Raw genomic sequence first — 24,264 nt, forward strand, 5'->3', positions numbered from 1 at the left:
AGCTAATCGTCCTCAAATAATGTTTCTGCGTAATTGTTTCTGCTTTTTGGTATAAATCTTTTTTCGGACAAAATAAACTCTGCTCTTCTGTTCTTTTGTTTACCTACTAAAGACTTATTAGCTACTACTGGTTTCTTTTCCCCATGACCATACCACTGTATACGGTTTTCATTTACACCTAAAGCTATTAAATAATTAGCAACAGATTTTGCTCTTTTGTTAGACAAACTTTTATTATAAGATAAATCACCATCATTATCTGTGTGCGCATGTATAGAAATAAACATTTCAGGATTTTTCTTAAGATGCTTGTAAAGCGATTTTAAATCGGTTTTTGAAACAACATCTAATCCGTAATCATCTACAGGAAAATGAACTTTTTTAAATGCATATACCCTATCTACTTTTAAATTTTCATAGGAACTAGTTTCTATTGGCAGCACAGAAACCATATCAATATAATAGTAAGAAGCATTTTTTGTTCCCTCTGCTTGTAAGGTTTTTGTATCTCTATTATCCTTAAAATTTCCAATTATCAAAAAATTCTCAGTACCAGAAGCTGTTATTTCTGTATAAACTTCTGTCCAACCTTTTTTATCTTTAAAAAAAGAAGGCTTTTTTATTTCTGCATAATTAAAACTGTTATTTTTTTTACTTTTAAGAGAAGTTCTTTTAATCACCTTAGTACTTTTTATATTCATTTCCTTGGCAGATAATAAAACTCCAATATCTCCAATTGCATACTTAGATTTTTCAGAAAGACTTATATAAAAACTTATACCATAACGTTTTCCTTTTTCTAAAGTCTTTAGTAACTTTCCTTGTATGTACTCCCTATAATTATTAGGTGCTAAAAAATATGCTCCAGCATAGGCAGAACCAAAAGCAGCTGTTTGGCTTCCATTAAAATTATTGGGTACTCCCATTTTAGAACTACATGTATTAAAATAATCTGAAGTTCCTTCTGTAGCTTTACTCCAGCTCCCAACATCTTCAGCTACATTACCATGACCATCTGGACAAACACTAAATTTCTCGAAACTAGGGTTTGAAATTAAATTTTGAGCATTAACAGTATAAAGCTGCAATCCTACAAAAGCTATTAAAAGTTGAAAAACATTTTGCATAAAATATTTGTAAGTTTTTACCTACATAATTCATTAACGATATCCAGAGCAAAATAGTATATACTTTTAATTTTGAAGTAATTAAAAATCAAATTTATAGGTTGCTCCGCCTAACACCTGTATTCCCTGTACTGGAAAATTTGCCCAGTTTTGGTAATCTGAATTGGTTAAATTAGCTCCTTTTATAAAAAAAGACCACTGGTCTGTGTACCTATAACCTACTTGCAGATTAACATCAAAATAACTCTCTAAGTTAATTAAAGTTGCTGGATAATCCCTCTGTGGTATATTTTGCACTACTCTTGAAGAATAATCTTCACGCTCTCCTACATAAAACAAATTGGCTCTAGTAAACCATTTTTTTCCTATTTGGTAATCTAAAAACACCGAAGCTTTTGTTGTTGGTAAATTCCATGCTGGGTTTTCTGTTTCTGTAGAATAATCTAAAAACTCTGCATTAACACCTAATGTAAAATTTCTATTTACATCTACATTTAATTCTGCAAAGAACCCAAGCGTTTTTATATCGTCATAAAAAACTTCAAAAGAATTACCGTAGTAATATCCTTTTTCATCGTCTCTAAAATCATTCTCAGGGTTTAATTTAAACAAAGGACTCTTGTTTTCTGCACTGTAAAATGCTTTTACATTATAGCTTAAGTTAGGTAACAATTGTCCTTTTAAGCCCAAATACGCATTGTACTGCTTATCTGTTGGCGCAATTGTAATTGTTGGAGAAATGTATGGGTTTTCTTCTACAAAATCATAATAAGAATTTTGTTTTAACTCCCCTACTATCCCACCATAAGCAATAGCATTTTCTCCCAATAAACGATAGGAAGCAGTTACTGCTGGGTATATGTAAAAATTACTATCGCTAGTATCTGCATCGGCATTTAAACCATATACCAAGTTTACTCCTAAACGTAAAGATAAATCATCACGTAACATGGTTAAACTTGGATTAATACTTGCCTGAATGTTTCGGTATTCTATTCCTACTAGATTAGTGGCACTATTTACATCACTATTCTTAAAATTACCATTAACATAATCTACATTAAAACCAATATCTACAGTTTCATCATTCACAGGTAAGGAAGTTCCTGCATTAAAAACTACTCTATTCTCTCCAGATTTAACAGCATCCCAAAACCTTCTATAAGCAATATCTGCATTTGTAAAAATTGCATCTTCTACATTTATATGCGCTCCAGCTTCACCCATATAATAATTTTGCCGCTCGTCTATAGAGCCTATAATAGCTGGATCTGTAATTGTAGTTGGCAAACCATACCAATTATAAAGTTGGTGTTGTAAGGCTACATCTGCTCCCCAATCCATATCTCTATCTCTTTTAGAATAAGAAGCATCTAATTTAGAGTCCGAAAATATATTACTTAAAACTACGCCATCTAAATCTCCTCTAGACGAAATATGATTAAGACCTATATCTAACCTCTCATCCCTATTCAAAGCTCTACTAGTATAAAAATCTGCTGTTGCATTACCATAATTACCAACACCAACAGATGCATAAGAATTATATAATACTGGAGGTGGAAGCTTTTCTACTTTAGATGCTTTCCCTTTTGCCGGTGTAAAAGTAGAAGCTACAGGAACTGAAAAAATACTATAGTTTATAGGCTTTTTTTGCAACTCTATAGAGTCATTTATACTTGGAGAAGATTTAATTTTAAAAGCATCAGAAACCGTTGGCGAATACGCTTTAGTTACCGTAACTGTTTCTGTCCCTAAATCGTCCTCTTCTGTTTCTTGCGCTATTCCTATTTGAATACACCCTAAAAAGGTAATAAGTGTAAATTTTATGTACGTATGCATATATGGTTCTTTTTTCCCTAAAAAACGGGATACTATTAAAATCTATTAATTAGGATTTACAGAGGAATTACTTTGCGCTTCTTTTGCTTTTATGATAGATAATTCTCCTTTTGCTTCTGCAACTAAATCTGGATACTGACTAAAATTGGTAATTACACTTTCTAAAATATAAGTGGCTTGGTAAGCATCATTCAAAGCATAAAAATTCTTGGCCATTATAACCAAACCTTTACCTCCCCATTCTTTATAACTAGAATAGTCTTTTGCTAATTTTTGTACCGCTATGTTAGAATCTTCATAGTTATTCTCTTGGTATTTAAAATAAGCATCATAATACAAAGCTTCCGCAGCTGTTTCACCAGACGCAATTTTTAAAACTTTAGTGTATGCCTCTTTTGCTCTAGAAGCATCGTTAGTTGTTATAGCAGAACGCGCTATCATTATTTGAGCATCACTTTTAATTCTATTATCTATACTTGCAGTTGCTAATACCTTTTCTGCATAAGAAATAGTATTGCTGTAGTCTTTTTTCTGATAATAACCTTTCATTAAATTAGACTGTGCAAATGTTCTGTTTTGTTGGATATTTGCTACTGTTTCTAAGCGCTTTAAATATGGTAAAGCCTTATCGTAGTCTTTATCTGCAATATACACTTCGCATACACGTGTTAAAGCTTGCTCAGAATATTCACTAGTACCACTATCTGCCACGTATTGGTAGTACGGCAATGCCTTTTCTTTTTGTCCTTTTCCAAAATATAATTGCGCTAAATTAAAATTAGCAGGTATACTATGCAATCCATTTGGAAATTGCTTTATGTAATTAACATATCCTTTTATAGCGGCATCTTTATTGCCTTCTAAATTTTGTTTATCTGCAGACTCATAACTAGCGTTATCTAACTCTGCATCTGTCACCTCAACAAAATCTAAATCTTTTACCCAAGCAGCATACTCATTAACTTTCCCTAAATCTACATATACTAATTTTGCAGTTGCTACAGCCTGTATTGCTTCTTGTGTTTTTGGAAAATCTCTTACTACTGTTTTAAACTTAACTAAAGCTTGCTCATTTCTACTTGCGTTATAATGTACTAAACCTTGGCGCATTAAAGCCTGTGGAACTAAAGAGCTTCCTTTAAAATCTGTAACCAATCTATTATACGCATTAAGACCTTTACTTTCTTGCCCTTCTGCTATGTAAGTGTTTCCAAGTTCAAATAAAGCATCATCTCTAAGGGTAGATTTAGAGTAGGTAGAAACAAAACTGTTTAACCCATCTATCTTTTTTGCCTTGCGGTCTACAAAACCATAACTCATAGCTTTTTGGTAAGCGGCATAATCCTTTTCGGGACCAGTTAATGCTAAAGATTTGTTATAAGTCTCTATTGCTGGCCAATATTTTCTGGTAACAAAATAACTATCTCCTAAACGTAAATAGGCGTCATTAAGTTTCTCGGTGTCTGTAGTTCCTTGTTTCGTAAAACTATCAAAATAAGAAACCGCATTTGCATACTCTTTCTTTTTAAAATACGTGTAAGCTAAATTATAATCAACATCCTTATTCTCCTCTAACAAAGAAGCGTTAGGACTTTGTTTAAAAGCCATAAACCCTGCTAGAGCAGCATCAAAATTATTTAAAAGATAATCAGACTCTGCTTTCCAATAACTTGCTCTTGCTTTAAAACTAGCATCTTCTGCACTTGCCAAAGATTTTGAAAAAACTTCTGATGCCTTTCCATAATCCCCATCAACAAACAGCTCTACTCCTCTATAAAAAGCAACTTTTTGATAGGTAGTTTTACTAGCATAATTTTTATTTTTTTCTAATAACTCCATTGCCCCAGCAAAATTCTTAGAAGTTATATACGAATCTACCAAAAGCTCTTGCATTTCTTCGGTATGCGCATCATTAGGGTATTGTTTTAAGTAATTTGTTATCACTTGCGGCACTGGCTCATAGGCATTACCAACCTCATAACTTAAACGAGCATAATTTAAATAAGCATCTTTCTGTATTTCAGGAGAAAAATTCATTTGCGAAGCGTTCCTAAACGCATTTAATGCCTCTTGTTTCTTTTCTAATTTTAAATAACACTCTGCTAAATGGTAGTAGGCGTTTTGAGAAACACTATTAGTACCTCCAATTATTTTATTAAACTGCTGAATAGCATTCGCATAATCTTGTTGCTTATAATATGCATAGCCTAATAAATAGTAATCTGTATTATTCCATTTACCTTTTTTTCCTTTATACTCCTCTAAATAAGGAACTGCATTTTGATATTGCTTTAAATTAAAATAACTTTCTCCTATTATTTTATTTAATTCTGATATTTCTCTGCGATCTGCTTTTGGTAATTGTTTTTTTGCTAAAGCTATAGCTTCTTCAAATTTTCCAAGTTTAAAATTCATATCTGCTTGGTAGTAAGATAATTTTTCCTCTAAAACCTTTTGGTCTGTTATTTGGTCAAAACGTTCGTTTGCTGCTTCATAATCATCTTGTTGGTACGATATATAGCCTAAATAATATTTAGCTTGAGAACCATACACTGGAGAAGAAGTTACTTGTGACAGGTATTTTTCTGCTTCATTAGTTTTCTTTGAAGAAAATAAAGCATACCCATAATTAAAGTTAAACTTATCCATCTCTTTTCTAGAAAGAGCTCCCTGATCTACTTTATTATACCATTTTAACGCATACGGATATTTCCCTGTTTCAAAATAATACTCCGCCACATCTGCATAAGCAGAGTTTCTCTTTGTTGAAGTTGGGTAATTTTCCACAAAATCTTCCATAAGGCGGTCTGCACCTAATTGGTTTAACCTAACCGCAGCGTTTGCTGCATAATATGCACTGTTAGCTGCAATTTCCTCATCGGTAGTAGAGGCTCCTACTTTTTCAAAAACAGTTTGCGCTGCTTGGTACTGCTCATTATTATAAAGCGTTAAAGCGTCTTGGTATTGTTTATCTTGGTGCGTGTATATTGTTGTTTCTTGGGCACTCCCAAAAGAAACCATTCCCAAAAGTATGGGAAGTATTGTAGTACTTTTTTTAAACATAGCGTTCTCTAACTATTAACTAAAATATACAACGACAAATATTGTTCCGAAGTATATATTATAAGGTGGATAAGTCTTAATTTTTTATTAAAACTTAAATCAAAACTAATTAAAGAAAAAGATTTTTAAAAAAGCGTACTAGCTAATCCTTTAGAACTTATTACTTTTATATTAACAATACTTGAATATGGAAGAGAATACAACTGTGCTAGAACTTAAAGATGTAGCAATATTTCAAAAAGATAGTTTAGTACTTAATGAGGTTAGTTTACATGTACAAAAAGGTGAATTTGTTTACTTAATAGGAAAAACTGGTAGTGGTAAAAGTAGTTTTATGAAAACACTTTATGGCGATTTACCCCTAAAACAAGGCTCTGGCAAAATTGTAAATTTCGATTTAAAAGCACTTAAAGAAAAAGACATTCCGTATTTAAGAAGAAAACTAGGCGTTGTATTCCAAGACTTTAAACTTTTACCAGATCGTAATATTAATAAAAACCTACTTTTTGTCTTAAAAGCTACAGGCTGGAAAGATGTCACTAAAATGAATAACCAAATAGAAAAAGTTTTAGACAAAGTAGGAATGAAAACTAAAGGATTTAAATTTCCTCATGAACTTTCTGGTGGCGAACAACAACGTATTGCTATTGCTCGTGCTTTACTTAATGACCCTGAACTTATTATTGCCGATGAGCCTACTGGTAATCTTGATCCGCAAACCAGTGTTGAAGTAATGAAAGTTTTACAAGAAATAAATAAAGCAGGAAGAACCATACTTATGGCAACACATGATTATGCTTTAATTTTAAAATATCCTGCCAAAACTTTAAAATGTGACGCCAATAAAGTTTTTGAAGTAGTACAAAGGGCTGTTTAATTTTTTAGACTATTAAATTCATAAAATACAATTAAACCCATTATTACATTTATGAATTATCACATATTCTTTTAAACTCTTTACTGTAAGATGATATTAAAAAAAGAAGCGCCTCAAAAAACCAAAAGAACCAACTCCATTATTGGATTACTTTTATTTACTACTTCCATAGTTCTAATACTAGTAACTGGCCCTCTGGGTTTTATTTACGGAATTATCCATTCTTTATTCACAAAAAAACTATCTGGTGTTGGGGAATATTTTCTAAAAATTGCAATCTCAATAGACCAATTAGGGAATGTGTTAATGCAACATTTACTAAACATTTTATGGCTCAAAAAAGGAGGATATAAATTTGGAAATAGAGACGAAACAATTTCTAGTGTCATTGGCAAAAACAAGCAAACAAACACCCTCACTAACTTTGGAATTTTCATAGATAAAATACTAGACCTTATAGACCCAAATCATTCTTTAAATTCTATAGATTATTATGTAGAGCCTAATCAAAACAACTCTATTTAAAAGTTAAAACAATCTTTTTATAATTCTTTTCGTTATTTTGGTAGCAAAACAATAAAGTACTTATGGAAGTTTTAGGAATAGATATAGGTGGTTCTGGTATGAAAGGAGCTCTAGTAGATACAATAACTGGCGAAATGACCACAGAACGCTATAGAATACCTACACCTCCCGATAGAAAGCCTGAAGAAATGGCCAATGTCATAAAACAAATTGCAGAACATTTTAATTATAACGGCCCCATAGGAGTTGGTTTTCCTTCTATAGTAAAACATGGAGTATGTAAGGCTCCAGGAAACTTACACAAATCTTGGGTAAATGTAAATGTACATGAATTATTTAGCGAAGTAACAAAACTTCCTGTTACCGTAATTAATGATGCTGATGCTGCTGGTTATGCTACTATGAATTATGGTACTGGAAAAGGAAAAGATGGTCTTGTTATTATGATTACCATTGGTACTGGTTTAGGAAGCGGTGTGTTCTTAAACGGAGAACTACTTCCTAATTTTGAATTAGGGCAAATACCATACAAAAAATATAAAAAAATAGAACAGTGGGCTGCTGGTTCTGCTAAAGACCGCGAAGACTTATCGTATAAAAAATGGGGAAAACGTTTTAATACATTCTTAGAATATGTGGAAGTAATTACCTGCCCAGACTTAATTATATTAGGTGGCGGAGCTTCTAAAGATTTTAAAGAATATAAAAAACAAATTACTATTGATACCCCTGTTATTCCTGCAGAATTAAAAAACCATGCTGGTATTATAGGTGCAGCAGCAGCTGCGCTGCATCAAGCTCCAAAAGATTAAATACTAAAAAAGCTTCATTCTATGAATGAAGCTTTTTTTTAGTTTATCACAAACTACGCAGTATTACTCTAAAACTTTAGCGCCTTCTGGTTTAGAAAAATAATTGTCAGGTACAGTTGGAGAAAATGAAACATTGCTAACCTCTATTTTGGTAATATACTCTCCTAAATCTCCATCTTTGGACCAGTGCGTTTTTAGCGTTGTTGGTAAATCTATGCCATCTACAGTTGTCCAGTCTACAATTTCCATAATTTTTTCTGGTGCATGTCCGCCATTAGGAAAATATCCAGGATAGGAAACTATATATAAAATAGCACTCATTTTATGCGTATTCTTATCAAAATATAATTTATAATAATCATCAGGAGCGTCACCAGTACCAGACGCAAATGTTACTTTAATAGCATCTTGCATTACTCCCTTATATTCTTTGTCTTCTAAAAGCTCTAAATTAACCCCTTCTCCATCTAACACAAAAGGATGTGCAAAAAGATAAATAGGCGTTAAAGCCCAAAATTTAGTATCGTATTTAAAAGCTAAACTATCTTTAGCTTTTACCCAAGCTTCTTTACCATCCCAGCCAAAAATAGCAGTAGTATCTTGCATGCTATTATGCCTAGCCTTATTATTCCAAGTATCTACTGTTTGATAAGAGTTCCTGCGTGTAGAGCCATCTTCTGGCTGGTAATCAAAACGAAAAGAAATAAAACCATTTTTAAACCACTTTTCTAAACCACCTTGCGCTTCCATTCCATTCCATAAAACTTTTCCAGCATCGGTAGCATGTAATCTTGCTTTTGCTTTTTCAACTCTTTTCTGAATCCAAGTATCTGGAATTAAATACCCCTTCTCTTTTATTGTTACATCACTTACTACTTCCTTTTTAGGAGTCTCTTTACAGGAAACAAATCCTAATATTAAAACTACAGTAATGACTTTAAATAAATTTTTCATCTTTAAATATTTTGCTTAAAAAATAATAGTCGAACTCTTTCTATAACCTAACAAAAAAAACAAAAAAAATCTCAAGAAATAATTCCTTGAGATTTTCTATAAACTATCTTAATTGTATTTAAGCTATTTTATTACGCTTACGCTCATTTTCTGTTAAGTAAATTTTACGTAATCTTAAGTGAGAAGGAGTTACCTCTACATACTCATCTTTTTGTATATATTCTAAGGCCTCTTCTAATGAAAATTTAATTGCAGGTACAATTTTAGCTTTATCATCTGCTCCCGAAGAACGTACGTTAGAAAGTTTCTTAGTTTTGGTGATATTTACTGTCATATCATCCCCTCTAGAATTTTCCCCAATAACTTGTCCTTCATAAATATCCTCTCCAGGATCTACGAAAAATTTACCTCTATCTTGTAATTTGTCAATAGAATAAGGAATAGCTTTACCAAGTTCCATAGAAACTAAAGAACCGTTTTGTCTTTGTGGAATATCACCCTTCATTGGTTGGTATTCTAAAAATCTGTGCGACATAATTGCCTCACCTGCTGTAGCAGTTAATAGTTGGTTACGAAGACCTATAATACCTCTAGATGGAATTAAGAACTCGCATACCATACGGTCTCCTTTTGCTTCCATACTAGTCATTTCTCCTTTACGCATAGAAACAAATTCTACCGCTTTCCCAGAAACTGCTTCAGGTAAATCTATCGTAAGCGCTTCAATAGGCTCACATTTAACACCATCAATCTCCTTGATAATTACTTGTGGTTGTCCTATTTGAAGTTCATACCCTTCTCTACGCATAGTTTCTATTAAAACAGAAAGGTGTAACACCCCACGACCAAATACTAAAAACTTATCTGCACTATCTGTTTCATTTACACGTAAAGCTAAATTTTTCTCTAGCTCTTTTTGCAATCTTTCGTTAATATGCCTAGAAGTAACAAACTTACCATCTTTACCAAAGAAAGGGCTATCGTTAATAGTAAAAAGCATACTCATGGTAGGCTCATCTATAGCAATAGTTTTTAATCCTTCTGGTGCTTCAATATCTGCAACAGTATCTCCAATTTCAAAACCTTCAATACCAGTAATAGCACAAATATCTCCTGCAGCTACTTCTTTTACTTTTAGTTTTCCTAAACCTTCAAAAACAAAAAGTTCTTTTATTTTAGATTTTACAATGCTACCATCTCTCTTTACTAAAGAAACTTGTTGTCCTTCTACTAAAGTTCCTCTTTGTAATCTTCCAATTGCAATACGTCCTGTAAAAGAAGAGAAATCTAAAGATGTAATTAACATTTGCGTGTTTCCTTCTTTTGGTTCAAAAGATGGCACATGCTCTATAACCATATCTAACAATGGCTCAATATTTTCTGTTTCTTTTTTCCAATCTTCACTCATCCAGTTATTTTTAGCTGAACCATAAACTGTTGGAAAATCTAGCTGCCATTCTTCTGCACCTAACTCAAACATTAAGTCAAAAACTTTTTCATGTACTTCTTCTGGAGTACAGTTTTCTTTATCTACTTTGTTTACAACCACACAAGGCTTTAAACCTAAGTCTATTGCTTTTTGTAATACAAAACGTGTTTGTGGCATTGGCCCCTCAAAGGCATCTACCAACAACAAAACACCATCTGCCATATTTAATACACGTTCTACTTCTCCACCAAAATCGGCGTGACCAGGAGTATCAATAATGTTAATCTTTGTTCCTTTATAAACAACAGAAACGTTTTTAGAGGTAATAGTAATACCACGTTCACGTTCCAAATCGTTATTATCCAAAATTAAATCTCCTGTATTCTGGTTCTCGCGAAACAGTTGACAGTGATACATAATCTTATCTACCAAGGTTGTTTTACCGTGATCTACGTGCGCAATAATGGCAATATTCTTTGTTGTTGACATAAATAAATTATTTAATAGCAGTCTTAATAGCTATTTTAAGCGTGCAAAGATACTTTTATTTTTTTGATGCTAGCTAATAGTTGTGTTATTTTTATCTTATTGATTTTGAGCAACTTCCAATAAAATACATTCTATTTATTTTTCTTCTTAAATAATACCCACCCAATACTCAAATCAATTTCTATGGAAACACCTCCATCAACATCATTTTTGTAATAACCTACACCTCCTGCTAATTCAAAATTAAAACCACTTTTATAAGTTCTTTGAAGTCCATAAATTGGACCTGCAAAAAAATAATTATTCCCATCTAAATCCCCTAAAATAGAATTACCGCTATAATAACTAGTTTTTATCGCAACATAATTTCCTGTATTTAAGGCAATATTTTTTCCTTTAGCAATTCGCCTGTTAAGATTATAGTAGTAATTGTATTGACCATCTAAATACGGATAAAAACCAAAATCAGTTCCAACTTCCGACCCTCCTCTTATAGCGAACCCCGTACCTAATTCAAAACTTAAAGTACTATTTTTTTGTATTCCTACTTCATAATTTAAAGCAGGTGCCAAAAAATTAATTTTAAACTGATTATCTTCTACATTTTTAGAAGATTGTGCAATAGAAACTATTGGCATAGTAATACAGAGAAATAAAAGACTTATTTTTTTCATAAGAATATTCTGATAATTATTTTAAGTACTCAATCTATCAAATACTAAGCCAAAACCGTATCTTTACCATCTTAATTTTAAGAAAATGGAACTCAATTTAATACCTCAAATAAAACATACTAACAGCAACAACTTTTTTCTTTTATCTGGCCCTTGTGCTATTGAAGGAGAAGATATGGCATTACGAATTGCTGAAAAAATAGTTTCTGTTACTGATGCTCTTAAAATACCTTATGTATTTAAGGGTAGTTTTAAAAAAGCGAACCGTAGTAGAGTAGATTCTTTTACAGGTATTGGGGATGAAAAGGCATTGAAAATTTTACGCAAAGTATCTGAAACTTTTCATGTTCCTACAGTTACTGACATACATACCAACGAAGATGCTGCAAGAGCTGCGCAATATGTAGATGTACTTCAAATTCCAGCTTTTCTTGTCCGACAGACAGATTTAGTAGTTGCTGCTGCAAAAACTGGAAAAGTTGTAAACTTAAAAAAAGGACAATTTATGAGTCCCGAAAGCATGCAACATGCGGTGACCAAAGTAACCGATTCTAATAACCAACAAGTTATGGTAACTGATAGAGGTACTATGTTTGGCTACCAAGATATGGTGGTAGATTTTAGAGGCATACCAACCATGAAACAATTTGCCCCAGTAGTATTAGACGTAACCCATTCTTTACAACAACCCAACCAATCTTCGGGAGTAACTGGTGGAAGACCAGATATGATTGAAACTATTGCACGTGCTGGCATTGTTACTGGAGCAGATGGTATTTTTATGGAAACCCATTTTGACCCAGCTAATGCTAAAAGCGATGGTGCCAACATGTTGCACTTAGACCATTTAGAAAAACTTTTAACCAATCTAGTTGCTATTAGGAAAACTGTGAATTTACTGTAGGAAATTCTATATTTGATGGGTAATTTAAAATTTACTCAAAGTGCGCATTAAATTCTTTCTTTTATTATCTATTACTTTTACTACACTTTTGTTTTCTCAGGAAAAAAAAGGCCATCCATTTGGCGAATTACTTTTTTCCGAAAAACAATTAACAACCTACGATAAAGATTCTACTGCAAATGCAGTAGTTCTTTATGAAAGAGGAGACAATTATTTTGAAATAATAAATGGCTATGTAAGATTAGTTAAAGATTATCATGTAAAAATTAAAATCTTAAACAAAAAAGGTTTCGATAATGGCACTATTTCTATAAATCTATACCATAATAATGACAGTAGAGAAAGTCTAAAAGAACTAAAAGCTATTACCCACAATGAAGGAATTAAAACAATTCTTCAACAGAATAAAATATACACAAAAGATCTATCTGAAAGATGGAAAGAAACTACTTTTACTTTTCCTAATATAAAAGAAGGAAGTATTTTAGAATATAAATACAAACAAATATCTCCTTACATTTTTAACTTTAATGGATGGGAATTTCAATCTAATATTCCTAAAATCTATAGTGAATTTAATGCTAAAATACCAGGTAATTACTTATACAATAGAGTATTAAAAGGCCCTCTTTCTTTAGATATAAATGATGCTTCTATTAAAAAAGATTGTTTCTACGTAGACGGATACCCTGAACCAGCAGATTGCGAGGTTTTAAAATATGTAATGAAGGATGTTCCAGCTTTTAATAAAGAAGAAGAATACATGCTTGCAGCTTCTAATTACATATCTAAAATTGAATTTGAACTCTCGGAACATCGTCGTTTTGATGGTTTAAATCACAAATACACCAAATCATGGAAAGATGTAGACAAAGAATTTAGAACGGATAAAGACTTTGGTAAGCAACTAACCAAAAAGAATTTCTTTGAAAAAAATGTCCCGACAAGTTTACTAACTAGTGAGAAAGACTCTTTAGAAAGAGCTAAAAAAATATACGGTTTTATACAAAACCATTTTACATGGGATGGTAAATATTCTTCTTACGGAAGAGCTCGAGTAAAAGAAGCTTTTAATTCCAAAAAAGGAAATGCCTGGGAAATAAACATGTCTCTCATTAATTTACTAAATGCCGCAGGAATACCTTCTAAAATGATGCTTATTTCTACAAGACAGAATGGCCTCCCTAAAACTACGCATCCAGTTATGAATGATTTTAATTACATACTTGCTAAAACAGAAATTAACGGTGAAACCTATTTGTTAGATGCCACTAATAAGTATATGCCATTTGGCTCATTACCTTATAGAGCATTAAACCACTATGGTCGTGTTATGAATTTTAAAAAAGAAAGTTCTTGGAAAAAAATAACCCCTAAACATGGAAGTAGAGAAGCCGTTATAGGTGAAATAAAATTTAACCCAACCACTAAAAAAACAAATGGTACTTTAAGAATTATTAATAGCGGATATAGAGGAATTAGTAAACATCAAGAAAAGAATGAGATAAACGAGGAAGAATATCTTAACCAATTAGAAGAAAGTATTTCTGAAGATTTTGTAATTACAGATTATCTTTTTGATGAAGAAAAAAATACTCCTCTAAAAACACAAGAAATAATTACGTTTGAACTGGAGAATAGCTTTAAAGAAAAGATGGTTTATCTAAATCCTTTTCTTGTGAAATTTTTCAAAAAGAATCCTTTTTTAAGTGAAGAACGAAACTTTCCAGTAGATTTTGGATATAAAAGGAGATATACATACATGATAAATATAGAAATACCCCTAGGTTACATGGTACATGAATTTCCTAATAATAAAATTATAAAATTCGGAAATAATTATGGTCATCTCCGTTTTTCAGTGCAGCAAAATTCTAATAATATTGCTTTGTCCTTTGATTTATCATTAAATGAAACTCATTTAGAGGCCGAAAATTACTTAGCGCTTAAAGAATTGTTTAAATATGTAACTAGTATTCAAAACAACAGCCTTTTAGTGCTAAAAAAAGAATAAGCCACAAATAAATATTTTTTTATCAACCAGAACCACATTAAATAAGCTTTTTCCTACAACAAAATTATTTAAAAATCGTTCATAGATAAGCCCAAATAGTAATTCAATAAGAATGAAACCTACTTTTCTACGTAACAACCCTTATTATACAAGATTGTTATTACTTTCTTTTTTGTGTGCCCTAGCTCTTTTATACAGAGTAGTAACAACGCATAGTATTGATTTTACTTTTTTATTGTGGAATTTATTTTTGGCAATTTTACCACTGGTTTTATCTAAAGCCATTAGATATACTCCTAAAATACACGCTTCTAAACCAGTACTTTATTTATTGTTAATTCTATGGGTTCTTTTTTTACCCAATAGCCCATATATTATCACAGATTTTATTCACTTAGAAACGGGAAAACCTACTATGTGGATAGATCTTTTTATGCTCTTTACTTTTGCTATTAACGGAGTAATATTAGGTGCACTATCTATGATAGATATATTTCATTTTATAACAAAAAAATATACCCAGAAAATTGCCAATATACTATTGTTTATCACATGCTACTTAGGTGGCTTTGGTATTTTTATAGGTCGTTTTCTTCGTTTTAATTCTTGGGATATTATTGCTAGGCCTAAAATTTTATTTTATTGCCTTTACAAATGCCTTTTCTTATGGGAAGCATGGGTATGGACTATAGGTTTTGGAAGTTTCATGTGGATTTCATTTTTGGTACTAAAACCTATAATGCGTGCTACAAAAAAAATAAAAACTAAACCCTACTCTTTGCCATCTACATAGTCTTGTAAATAAGAATATCGTTCTGTAAGCTTTCCGTTTTGTGTCATTCTTGCTCTATGCAAAACACCATGTTTATCGTCATTAAAAAAAGCAGGTATTACATGTTTTACAAATGCCTCACCAAAACCATTACTAGCATCTCTTGGAAGTTCGCAAGGCAAATTATCTACCGCCATTACAGCAATAGCCTTAGCATCCTTAAAATCTATTTCTTTTTCTGTTTGCGGATCATAACCATACACAGGGTCTGCAATAGTAGAGGGTCTTATCGTTGTTGCCACAGGGCCATCTATGTCACAACTTACATCGGCCACAACTTTTATTTTAAAATCTGGATGTTTTGCATCTTCCCTTGTAAATAAATATGGTGCTCCATCACCATAAAAATGGCCCGCAATATAAAAATCGGTTACTTTGGTAAATCTTGTAAAATTAGTTTTATACTCCTCTGGATTAGCAAAAAAATCGGATTTACTTCCACGTTCTCCATCTTTACGCTTATTATATTCCGAAGCATCAATTTGGCAATACACAGGCTCCAAAAAATCATCTTGTATGTACTCTTTTACATTTACCTTCGTAATATGCATAGCATCTAACATTTCTTTTGCACCATTTCCTACTCTCCCCTTTCCGGTTAGCATAATTTTTATGTTCGGCAGTTTTATTTTTCTTAGATGATTTATTAAATCTTCTTGGTCCTTTAAATTTTCTGCTTTTGGTAACTCAAAAGCATTGTATTTTAAACCATAAGCTCTAAAACCATTATACGCTCCTACAATTCCGGCATACCTTCCAAAAGCTACAACACGTTGCTCTTTGGTATTTGTAATTACCTCATGGTCGTACATTTCTATATTCTTTTGCAACATTGTGCGTAATAACTCCCTATTATATGGTTGTTTCTTTATGGTATGAGAGAAAAAGAAATATTTTTTATTCGGAATTAAAGACTCCATAGGAACTTCTTTTACACCAATAAGAACATCACAATCTTCCATTCTAGATGCCACTGTTATTCCAGAAGCACTGTATTCTTCATCTTTAAAAACACGAATACTAGATGGCTCTACAATTATTTTTGCCTCTTTAAACTTATTTTGTACTTGTACGCAAGCTTCTGGTGATAATACAACACGGCGATCTGGAGGATTTTTACGTTCCTGAATAATTCCGAACTTCATAATTATAATTTTATAACTTATGCGGTTATTTTAGTTGTAAATATAACAAGTCAAGAGTCTAACCGCAAAACTTTTTTTGGAATACTTTTTGAAGTACCTTTGTAAGCTACTTTTTTAGTATAAGCTAAAATTAATATAAGTTTTATAATTAATGGAGCATAGTTCTTTGAAAAAAATAAGGAGAGAATTAAATACTGACTAGACGCCCTTTGGCTTGGCTCAGGATTTAATTCGTATACAATCGGCAAAGCCGATATAACTCATTAAGGGGCCGACTGGTTTTGACAGCGAGACTAATTGGAATATAAGCATGCCGAGCTTTGTTATGTGGCTCGTTAATCTCATGTATCACACTTTTAATTGGCGAAAATAATTACGCTCTTGCCGCTTAATCTGAATTATAGTAAGATTAGCCTCGTCTCTACTAGGTAGAGAAGCGAGATGTCCCTGAATAGCCTCTGTCGACGGCGATTCAACTCGGGGCACCATAAATGTCGATATAAGGATATTGTTGCTTTGGCAGTATCACTAAAAGGTAAAGAAGCTAAGTATGTATTGGGCGGTTTCTAGTCAGGTACATATCTAAAACTAAATAGAAACTAAGCATGTAGAAAGTATTGTAATTACTTGTTTGGACGAGGGTTCGAATCCCTCCGGCTCCACTGAAATGATATCATTTAGAACCACAAACCCTGTAAATCTATGAATTACAGGGTTTTTCATTTTATACAGTATCGTTTAATATCAAATAATAGCACTCTAAAAGTCACCATATCGACACCTATTTTTAAAATACAAAAGTGGTGTCGATATCTCTATAATCAACTCTTTTTTAAGTAATTGTGATTTTATTTTATCTACCTTTAAACAGATTAAATAGACACCTAAAATTAGATGAATTCGTTTTCGATACTTTTTTACCCTAAAGATGAACGCCGAGATAAAAACGGAAAAGCTGGCTTATACCTAAGAATTACGGTAGATGGAAGACGAACATCCATAAGTTTAAATCGAAAGATAGACCCTTCCAAATGGGATTCTCGAATGAATAAATTGAAAGGGAAAGACAACGAAGCGGAAGAACTCAATCGATTTATGGCAACCATTCGCCACAAAATAAATAAGATTCAACATCATCTTATTGAAGATGGTGAGCCCTTTACTGTTCATGATATTAAAGAAAAATACCTAGGAAAAGACAGAAAGTACAAAATGCTGATTCAACTATTTGACGAACATAATCAGCAAATGGAAAAATTGGTCGGTATTGAATTTGCCCTTGGTACTTGGAAACGATATTTTACTACTAAAAGCCATATTGCTGAATATGTAAATCAAGAATATAGTAAACCTGATATTCCCATTAAAAGTATTGACTTAAAATTCATCAAAGGCTTTGAATATTTTTTAAAAGTGACCAAATCTTGCAATCATAATTCCGCTTTAAAATACGTCAACAACTTTAAAAAAATTGTAAGAATTGCTGTTGCCAATGACTGGCTTCCTAAGGATCCCTTTTACAACTACAAAATCCAATTTAAGACTGTTCATCGCGAATTTCTTTCCAAAGAGGAACTACAACGTCTTATAGATAAGAAAATTGACAATGAGCGTTTATTTATTGTAAGAGATATGTTTGTACTATGTTGCTTTACAGGCCTGGCTTATGTAGATGTACAAACTTTAAAACCCGAAGAGATATACCAAAACGAAAATGATAGTTTTTATATTAAATCAAAACGTACTAAAACGGATACAGATTTTACCATTCCTCTTTTACCTACTGCTCAGGCTGTAATAGAAAAATACAAAGACCACCCAAAAGCTATAAACAAAAATTGTGTGATTCAATATTCCGATTTGATAAGACGTATAAAAAAGAGATCCGCTGTATAGCGGGCCTGGTTTATGCCGTAGTTCAAAACGGAATGTTGTTGTTTTGCGGACAAAAAAAGGGAATAATGGAGACTCGGTAAGTGGATTAAAAGACTATGTGAAGTTTAAAATGGAAGGGAGTGGGGTTAAAAAAAATATCTGACTTACCAATTATGTTTTTTTGTAATTTCATTAGATATAATAGAAAGATTTTGAACACTGAATTAATCGATTGGAACAAACCAACAACTCTTTATGTTTTAGTAGTCAACTCTTTTGTGAAGTTTGGAATAACATCCAATTGGGAAAGACGTATGAAAATGTATGATAAAGAATTAAAGTCGTCAGTATATACGATTATCAAAAGAATTGAATTCCATACTCGATGGGAAGCCGAATTAATTGAACAAGTTGTTAAATGGAGATTGAGAACATGGGTAGTAAATGGACGCCATGAATGGGTAGAACTTCCTATTCAACCAGTATTAGATTGTATACATCAAAGCATTAAACAGATTGAACCCGAATTTAACAAACATAAATACATACATAGTAATGGCAAAAAAAGATGGGATTTTTACAAGCAAATCGCTCAATGTTATTTTTAATTAAAAATACTGATGAATAAACAGAAAAAATACCTGAAAAAAGCCTATTTATATACCGTTTTAAATTGTGAATTCATTTTTAAAATGACAGAATCTGCAAAGACCGAATAAACCAAAATATTATTTATTTCTTGTTGAGAGCGCACCCTATGAAGTTTATTATTCATTTTAATAAGAGCTAACTTTTCTTTGTTACTCCCTCCTTTCATGTATCCATAGTACTTTAGTTTTGGCCAAAGCATTTTTGAACCTATATTTTTTTTAGAAATTGGTTTCTTATTAACTTTCTTAGGCGTATTCTTACTATTATTCATTTTCCTCTTAAAAGTTTTACCATAACCATCTAAAAAAGGGTCTCTTTTGTATACACCTATATTAAAAGTGTCTTTCTTAAATTTAATATCTATCTCAGGTTCATTTTCTATAGAAGAATAGGTTAAAACATTAGAATTTTCATTTTTAAAAATATGTGTTGTCCTTTTTAATACAAAAATCCATATTATCAAAACTCCGAAAATCAACAATCCATTTGCTATTTTTTTATTCATTATTCTACTGTCAAAATTCTAGAAGTACTAAAAGTTCCAATGTTTCCCGCTATATCCATAGACGTTACTCTCCAATAATACTCCCCAACTAATTCAAAGATATGTTGTTGACTTTCTCCTTGTATTGTATATTCTTTAAGAATTGTAGTAAAATTTTGATCTGTAGAAATCTCTAAAAAGCTTTCTAACGAAGATTGAACCTCTCCCATATCCTCCCCCAAACTCCAAGAAAAATCCACTGTAGATGTAACCTTGGCTTCATCATTAGGTGTAATTAAAGTGGCTTGATTTGGTATCGTTGTATCAATGAAAATTTTTCTTGAAGAAAATTCAGTTTGTCCATTGTCATTTACTGCCTGTATACTCCAAGTGTATATTGCATCCTCCTCTAAAACAGTGGAATCTAACGTATAATCACTGGTTAAAATTTCATCAATCTGTAAAACTATTGAAGAATTATTAGCTACTACTTTTTCTACTTTTAATCTATAATGAGTTGCTGCATCCAAAGTAGACCAATTCAGTATTATTGTATTGTTTTTAGTATAGAAATTATCAGAAGGTAAATTCAAAAATACATTTTGCGTAGACAGGTCATTCGTAGATTCAACAACAAAATTTTGTGGTAAGCTATAGGCTGTTTGATATGCGAAATTTTCGCCACGAACTTCCCAAGAATATGTTCCTGATACAATGGGCACAGATAAAAAATCTATCTCCACCAAGGAATCTATTACAATTTTATTTGTATTATCTTCTATTACTTTAACCCGATAATCACTTGCTCCTTCTATAGTTTCCCAATCAAAATTAACAGAATTCCCTACTACTATATCATTACTTTTTGGACTATTCGTAATAATACTATCCTTTGTTATATCCTCTTCGAAAACGTCATCACACCCTACTAATATAGACATTATAATGAATGAAATAATACTTATACTAACTAACTTTTTCATAATTTTGAAATATTAATTGAACTTTAAGCCTGCTTTTACGTTGGTCATATTTTTTTTCTTTAATGAAATTTATACTCACAATAGAAGAAACTTTAAATTTTTTTTCGAACTCATAAATTACTTCAATTAAAGATTGAAAATTCCCCTCTAAGGTTAACTGATTTGTTATAACCTCAAAACCATTAGATTCAGAAATATGTGTTTCTGATAATTTATCAATTTTTATACTCTCATAACCAGTAGCAAAATCGAGTATTGATTGTTGAATTTCTTCAGCTTCAACATTTTGGCTCCCAATTAATTTATCATATAAGTGTATTTGCTTTTGTAGCTGTTGAGAATCGTGTGAGGAATTTTTCATATAATCAAGACGTTTATTAACCTCTTTCATTTGTTCATAAGCACTTAGTGTAATTTTAAATGAGCGTTTGTTCGCTGTTAAAAATAATAACAAAAAAATTACTCCTAACCCTATTAACTTTTGTTTGTATGAAAAATTCTCGAACATTATATCATAACTATTTTAAGTGAAAAAATATCATTTCCTTTCGCATCAGAATTAAGATTCAATATTTCTATTGAATTAATCCACTTATTTTTTTTTAATTCTTTTACCCATTTATTAACGCTAGAACTTCTTTTGGCTTCTCCCATAATAAATATAGTATTCGCTTCAATTTTAATTTCTTCCTTATTCTTTATCTTTTTAGATATAGGATTAACTTTTAGGTTCGTCAAAACAATTTCACTAGGGGTAGAACTTCCGATTTCGTGTATATAATATGAAAGGAAATTGCTACTCATAATCCCCGAATTTTTAGCAATAAACTGTTTGTTCAATAAATCTTCTTCCATGTTTTTAATATGAAAATAATCATCATTGAAATGATATAGTTGTTGTTCGTATTTGACATACTCATTATTAAAATAATGAAGAAGCAAATAACTACTGAATAAGGTTATTAGGAAAAACACCAAGCTTCCTAACGCTAAATAATCGAACAACTTTTTATTTTTTTGTTCTTTAAAATTTTGATCTAAAAATCCCTTCTCGTATTGAATATCATCGGAAGAGTAAAGGAAATTCAATATGGTGGATAATAAAACTACATCTTTACTATTTAAAATTTCTTCTCCAAAAGAATAATTCTTATCAGGATCTCCATAGCTATTAAAACTAATTAAAATGTCATCTTTAAACTCCAAAGTAGATGTATCTAAGATGATAGCATCTTCTTCATTAAAAATATTTTTAGATAACCTACTTACAAAATAGCCTATACTATAGTCTAATGGCTTATATCCCGCTTTTTTGAATAGATTAAACTGTATATCAATGACTTCTTTTCTTCCTATAGAAACAAAATTATTTTTCCCTTCGAAAAGGGTATATATATAAAAATCTTCCGAAGAAGCATTAAAAAGCACTTCCTTAATATAATTTCTATTAGATTCCACTTTTTTACTTACAATACCTTTTCCAGAGAAATTAAGTAACAAAGGTTTGCTTTTGGATACTATTTTTTCAATTTGGGAAAAGTCCGTAGTACTTACAGATTCAGAAATAGATAATTCTTCTTTTTCTTTTGTGCAAATAAGAATATTGTATACTGGAATATCCCCAAGTACAACCCCTACAACCGAATAGGTACTTTCTTTAAATAAGTCTATATTTTTTATCTTATTCCACATTAATATACAACTGTTGGTTTTATAAAAACATGAAGTTTAGACTTGCTTTTGGACTTTGCTCTACCGCTAAAAAACCATTTTAGAATAGGTATTCTAGAAATTCCAGGAGTTCCTGTTCCAGAATTTTCATTTTCCAATTCATCAAGACCTCCCAATAAAATCATCTCAGAATTCTTGCATCTAACCATGGACTCAAATTGTTGCGTTGCCTTTCCAGGAGGTGCATTTTCACCTTGCCTTCCTAAAAAAGTACTCCTCTCTACCATAATATTCAACGTTATTTGTTCGTCTTTAGAAACAAATGGTCTAATGTTTACACTTAAATTTGCATCCGTAGATTTCCATTGACCAGATTGTAATATATCATTACCTAGACCACTATTAATCAACCTATTGTTTTGCTCAAAATAATAGCTAGTTTCTCCAATGGATAATTTTGCATCATGCCCATTTAATGTAGAAATTTTAGGAGTAGATTTTAAACTTATTACAGAATTATTCTCTAAAAAACTTAAATTAAGATAAAATTGTTCTGTTACTTTTCCTAGGTTAAAAATTCCAAATCCATTAAAAGCCTCTATTAAAGAGTTTACTGAAGAACTATTTAAATTTACATCTGTTGTTGGAAAAAGAACGCCTTGTGTTGTTCTTGATTCTGCTTCCAATCCGGCTTTCATTCCTGTTTGTATTTCACTTGACTTCTTATACTGTACAATTAGCACCTCAATCAAAACCATAGGCACTACTTTATCAATCTCTTTTATATATTCCTTTATCTCTAAAATCCTAGGTCTAGAACCAGAAACCAAAAAACCATTAAGTTCCAAGAACTCTTTTACTTCTACATTTTCTAATAAATCTTTAGGTAGCGTTTCTAAGACTGTTTCTATAGTTCTATTTTCTAATCTTATTAATTCTGTACTCCTAAGGCCTTCAGCATTTTGCTCTCCTATTAAATAAAAATTATCTGTTTTTTTAAATGTATAAGGTTTCCCTTTAAAAATATGATCGAGCAGTTCATCAAAAGTAATCATCTCGGAAACTAAAGTAGTTTTCAATCCGTCTGGTTTGTTATACATGAAATAATTAATATTAAGTTGATCCGCTACTTCCGTTATTAAGTCGGTTATATCTGCATCATAAGCTCTTATACTCACAAAGCCTTTAGGGTCAATTTTAATTTCGGCAGTTGAGGCTAAATCAGACACTTTTCTTAAACCTTTACTTTTTGATTTGCTTGTAACCTCTCCATCCAAAGGAGACACATCTTTTTCTAAATAATAAAATCCATTTTCATCTATAGTAGCAATAAGTTGGTTTGATTTTGCAAGCATATCCATTACTTGATCAAATGGTCTATTTAAGATATATGCAGAAACCGTTTTTCCTTTAACATGAGGGCCAAGTACAATATTAACTCCAGAAATATCGGTTATTTTCTGTGCTACTCTAGGTAATGAATCATTCCTAAGTTTTACGGAAAGGAATTTGTTTTTATCATTATAGCTCGCATCTATTTCTTTTGATTTTATAACTTCTACGACCTCTCTTTGTATTTTTTTCTTTTTAAAGACAATAATATTATTAATTACTTCAATTTTTAAATCATATTTATTTACTAAAAAAAGAAATATATCTTTAACTGGAATATCGAAAAAACTGCTTTCAATAGTGTCCTCTAAATCAGAATCTACACTTAGGTTTATTTTATGCTCTAAGGCTATTGAATTAAGAAACTCATAAATAGTAAGACCTGATATATCTATATTAATAGTTTCTTTTAGAGCATTGTTAGTATCCGAGTAATTATCCAGGATATTTTCAGCACTATCTTGTGCTATTCCATTAAAAATGAAACTAATAAAGAATACGTAAATTAAAGTTTTTTTCAT

The 24,264-nt window shown here is 31.4% G+C and carries 20 protein-coding genes and 1 other RNA gene; 9 read left to right on the forward strand and 12 right to left on the reverse strand.

Annotated features, from left to right (window positions below):
* Positions 1 to 2: 2 nt before the first annotated feature.
* The 3 genes from Q0820_RS11770 to Q0820_RS11780 form a co-directional block, all read right to left on the reverse strand.
* Complete coding sequence (locus Q0820_RS11770) at positions 3 to 1,127, reverse strand: OmpA family protein (RefSeq protein WP_298487836.1); 1,125 nt, start codon at positions 1,125 to 1,127, stop codon at positions 3 to 5.
* 81 nt (positions 1,128 to 1,208) lie between these two features.
* On the reverse strand, positions 1,209 to 2,969 hold the full coding sequence (locus tag Q0820_RS11775; protein ID WP_298487837.1) for a TonB-dependent receptor: 1,761 nt from the start codon (positions 2,967 to 2,969) through the stop codon (positions 1,209 to 1,211).
* Positions 2,970 to 3,014: 45 nt separating this feature from the next.
* Complete coding sequence (locus Q0820_RS11780; protein ID WP_298487838.1) at positions 3,015 to 6,032, reverse strand: tetratricopeptide repeat protein; 3,018 nt, start codon at positions 6,030 to 6,032, stop codon at positions 3,015 to 3,017.
* Between the two features lie 187 nt (positions 6,033 to 6,219).
* On the opposite strand from Q0820_RS11780, the gene Q0820_RS11785 reads away from it, so the two are divergent.
* From Q0820_RS11785 to ppgK, 3 genes are all read left to right on the forward strand, one after another.
* Positions 6,220 to 6,909 (forward strand): ATP-binding cassette domain-containing protein, encoded by a 690-nt coding sequence (locus tag Q0820_RS11785; protein WP_298487839.1) that lies wholly within the window; start codon positions 6,220 to 6,222, stop codon positions 6,907 to 6,909.
* A 90-nt stretch (positions 6,910 to 6,999) separates the two neighbouring features.
* On the forward strand, positions 7,000 to 7,434 hold the full coding sequence (locus tag Q0820_RS11790) for a hypothetical protein (protein ID WP_298487840.1): 435 nt from the start codon (positions 7,000 to 7,002) through the stop codon (positions 7,432 to 7,434).
* Positions 7,435 to 7,496: 62 nt separating this feature from the next.
* Positions 7,497 to 8,246 carry a polyphosphate--glucose phosphotransferase gene (ppgK, locus tag Q0820_RS11795; protein ID WP_298487841.1) on the forward strand — a complete coding sequence of 250 codons (750 nt, stop codon included), beginning with the start codon at positions 7,497 to 7,499 and terminating at the stop codon, positions 8,244 to 8,246.
* Between the two features lie 63 nt (positions 8,247 to 8,309).
* Here ppgK and Q0820_RS11800 read toward each other — a convergent pair whose 3' ends face one another.
* The 3 genes from Q0820_RS11800 to Q0820_RS11810 all read right to left on the reverse strand — a co-directional run bounded on the left by Q0820_RS11800 (position 8,310) and on the right by Q0820_RS11810 (position 11,792).
* Entirely contained in the window at positions 8,310 to 9,200 is an 891-nt protein-coding gene (locus Q0820_RS11800; RefSeq protein ID WP_298487842.1) for a hypothetical protein, read from the reverse strand.
* 118 nt (positions 9,201 to 9,318) lie between these two features.
* Positions 9,319 to 11,118, reverse strand: a complete 1,800-nt coding sequence (typA, locus tag Q0820_RS11805; RefSeq protein ID WP_298487843.1) for a translational GTPase TypA — start codon at positions 11,116 to 11,118, stop codon at positions 9,319 to 9,321.
* Positions 11,119 to 11,249: 131 nt separating this feature from the next.
* Positions 11,250 to 11,792 carry a hypothetical protein gene (locus tag Q0820_RS11810; protein WP_298487844.1) on the reverse strand — a complete coding sequence of 181 codons (543 nt, stop codon included), beginning with the start codon at positions 11,790 to 11,792 and terminating at the stop codon, positions 11,250 to 11,252.
* 85 nt (positions 11,793 to 11,877) lie between these two features.
* Here Q0820_RS11810 and kdsA point away from each other — a divergent pair, with 85 nt between their 5' ends.
* The 3 genes from kdsA (at position 11,878) to Q0820_RS11825 (ending at position 15,503) form a co-directional block, all read left to right on the forward strand.
* Positions 11,878 to 12,696, forward strand: a complete 819-nt coding sequence (gene kdsA / locus Q0820_RS11815) for a 3-deoxy-8-phosphooctulonate synthase (RefSeq protein ID WP_298487845.1) — start codon at positions 11,878 to 11,880, stop codon at positions 12,694 to 12,696.
* A gap of 40 nt (positions 12,697 to 12,736) precedes the next feature.
* Complete coding sequence (locus Q0820_RS11820) at positions 12,737 to 14,710, forward strand: DUF3857 domain-containing protein (protein ID WP_298487846.1); 1,974 nt, start codon at positions 12,737 to 12,739, stop codon at positions 14,708 to 14,710.
* Between the two features lie 112 nt (positions 14,711 to 14,822).
* Positions 14,823 to 15,503: a DUF1361 domain-containing protein gene (locus Q0820_RS11825; RefSeq protein ID WP_298487847.1), complete on the forward strand. Its 681-nt coding sequence runs from the start codon at positions 14,823 to 14,825 to the stop codon at positions 15,501 to 15,503.
* On the opposite strand, the gene Q0820_RS11830 is transcribed toward Q0820_RS11825, so the two are convergent.
* On the reverse strand, positions 15,482 to 16,687 hold the full coding sequence (locus tag Q0820_RS11830) for an NAD(P)-dependent oxidoreductase (RefSeq protein WP_298487848.1): 1,206 nt from the start codon (positions 16,685 to 16,687) through the stop codon (positions 15,482 to 15,484). The two genes, Q0820_RS11825 and Q0820_RS11830, sit on opposite strands and share 22 nt — an antisense overlap.
* 267 nt (positions 16,688 to 16,954) lie before the next feature.
* Here Q0820_RS11830 and ssrA point away from each other — a divergent pair.
* The 3 genes from ssrA (at position 16,955) to Q0820_RS11845 (ending at position 19,170) form a co-directional block, all read left to right on the forward strand.
* Positions 16,955 to 17,352, forward strand: a transfer-messenger RNA (tmRNA) gene (gene ssrA / locus Q0820_RS11835).
* Between the two features lie 229 nt (positions 17,353 to 17,581).
* Positions 17,582 to 18,583 (forward strand): site-specific integrase, encoded by a 1,002-nt coding sequence (locus Q0820_RS11840; RefSeq protein ID WP_298487849.1) that lies wholly within the window; start codon positions 17,582 to 17,584, stop codon positions 18,581 to 18,583.
* Positions 18,584 to 18,702: 119 nt separating this feature from the next.
* Positions 18,703 to 19,170: a GIY-YIG nuclease family protein gene (locus Q0820_RS11845; protein ID WP_298487850.1), complete on the forward strand. Its 468-nt coding sequence runs from the start codon at positions 18,703 to 18,705 to the stop codon at positions 19,168 to 19,170.
* Positions 19,171 to 19,214: 44 nt separating this feature from the next.
* Here Q0820_RS11845 and Q0820_RS11850 read toward each other — a convergent pair whose 3' ends face one another.
* The 5 genes from Q0820_RS11850 to Q0820_RS11870 all read right to left on the reverse strand — a co-directional run bounded on the left by Q0820_RS11850 (position 19,215) and on the right by Q0820_RS11870 (position 24,264).
* Positions 19,215 to 19,718 (reverse strand): hypothetical protein, encoded by a 504-nt coding sequence (locus Q0820_RS11850; RefSeq protein ID WP_298487851.1) that lies wholly within the window; start codon positions 19,716 to 19,718, stop codon positions 19,215 to 19,217.
* A complete protein-coding gene (locus Q0820_RS11855; RefSeq protein WP_298487852.1) occupies positions 19,718 to 20,680 on the reverse strand; it encodes a hypothetical protein in 963 nt (320 codons plus the stop codon). The genes Q0820_RS11850 and Q0820_RS11855 overlap by 1 nt, the downstream gene beginning before the upstream one ends.
* Positions 20,664 to 21,041, reverse strand: a complete 378-nt coding sequence (locus Q0820_RS11860; protein WP_298487853.1) for a hypothetical protein — start codon at positions 21,039 to 21,041, stop codon at positions 20,664 to 20,666. Before Q0820_RS11860 ends, Q0820_RS11855 begins: the two co-directional genes overlap by 17 nt.
* Positions 21,042 to 21,187: 146 nt before the next feature.
* A complete protein-coding gene (locus tag Q0820_RS11865) occupies positions 21,188 to 22,372 on the reverse strand; it encodes a hypothetical protein (RefSeq protein ID WP_298487854.1) in 1,185 nt (394 codons plus the stop codon).
* Positions 22,372 to 24,264, reverse strand: coding sequence for a type II and III secretion system protein (locus Q0820_RS11870; RefSeq protein ID WP_298487855.1), 1,893 nt, complete (start codon positions 24,262 to 24,264; stop codon positions 22,372 to 22,374). Before Q0820_RS11870 ends, Q0820_RS11865 begins: the two co-directional genes overlap by 1 nt.

Origin of the sequence: uncultured Maribacter sp. (assembly GCF_947495965.1) — a bacterium.
In the GTDB taxonomy this organism is placed as follows: Bacteria; Bacteroidota; Bacteroidia; order Flavobacteriales; family Flavobacteriaceae; genus Maribacter_B.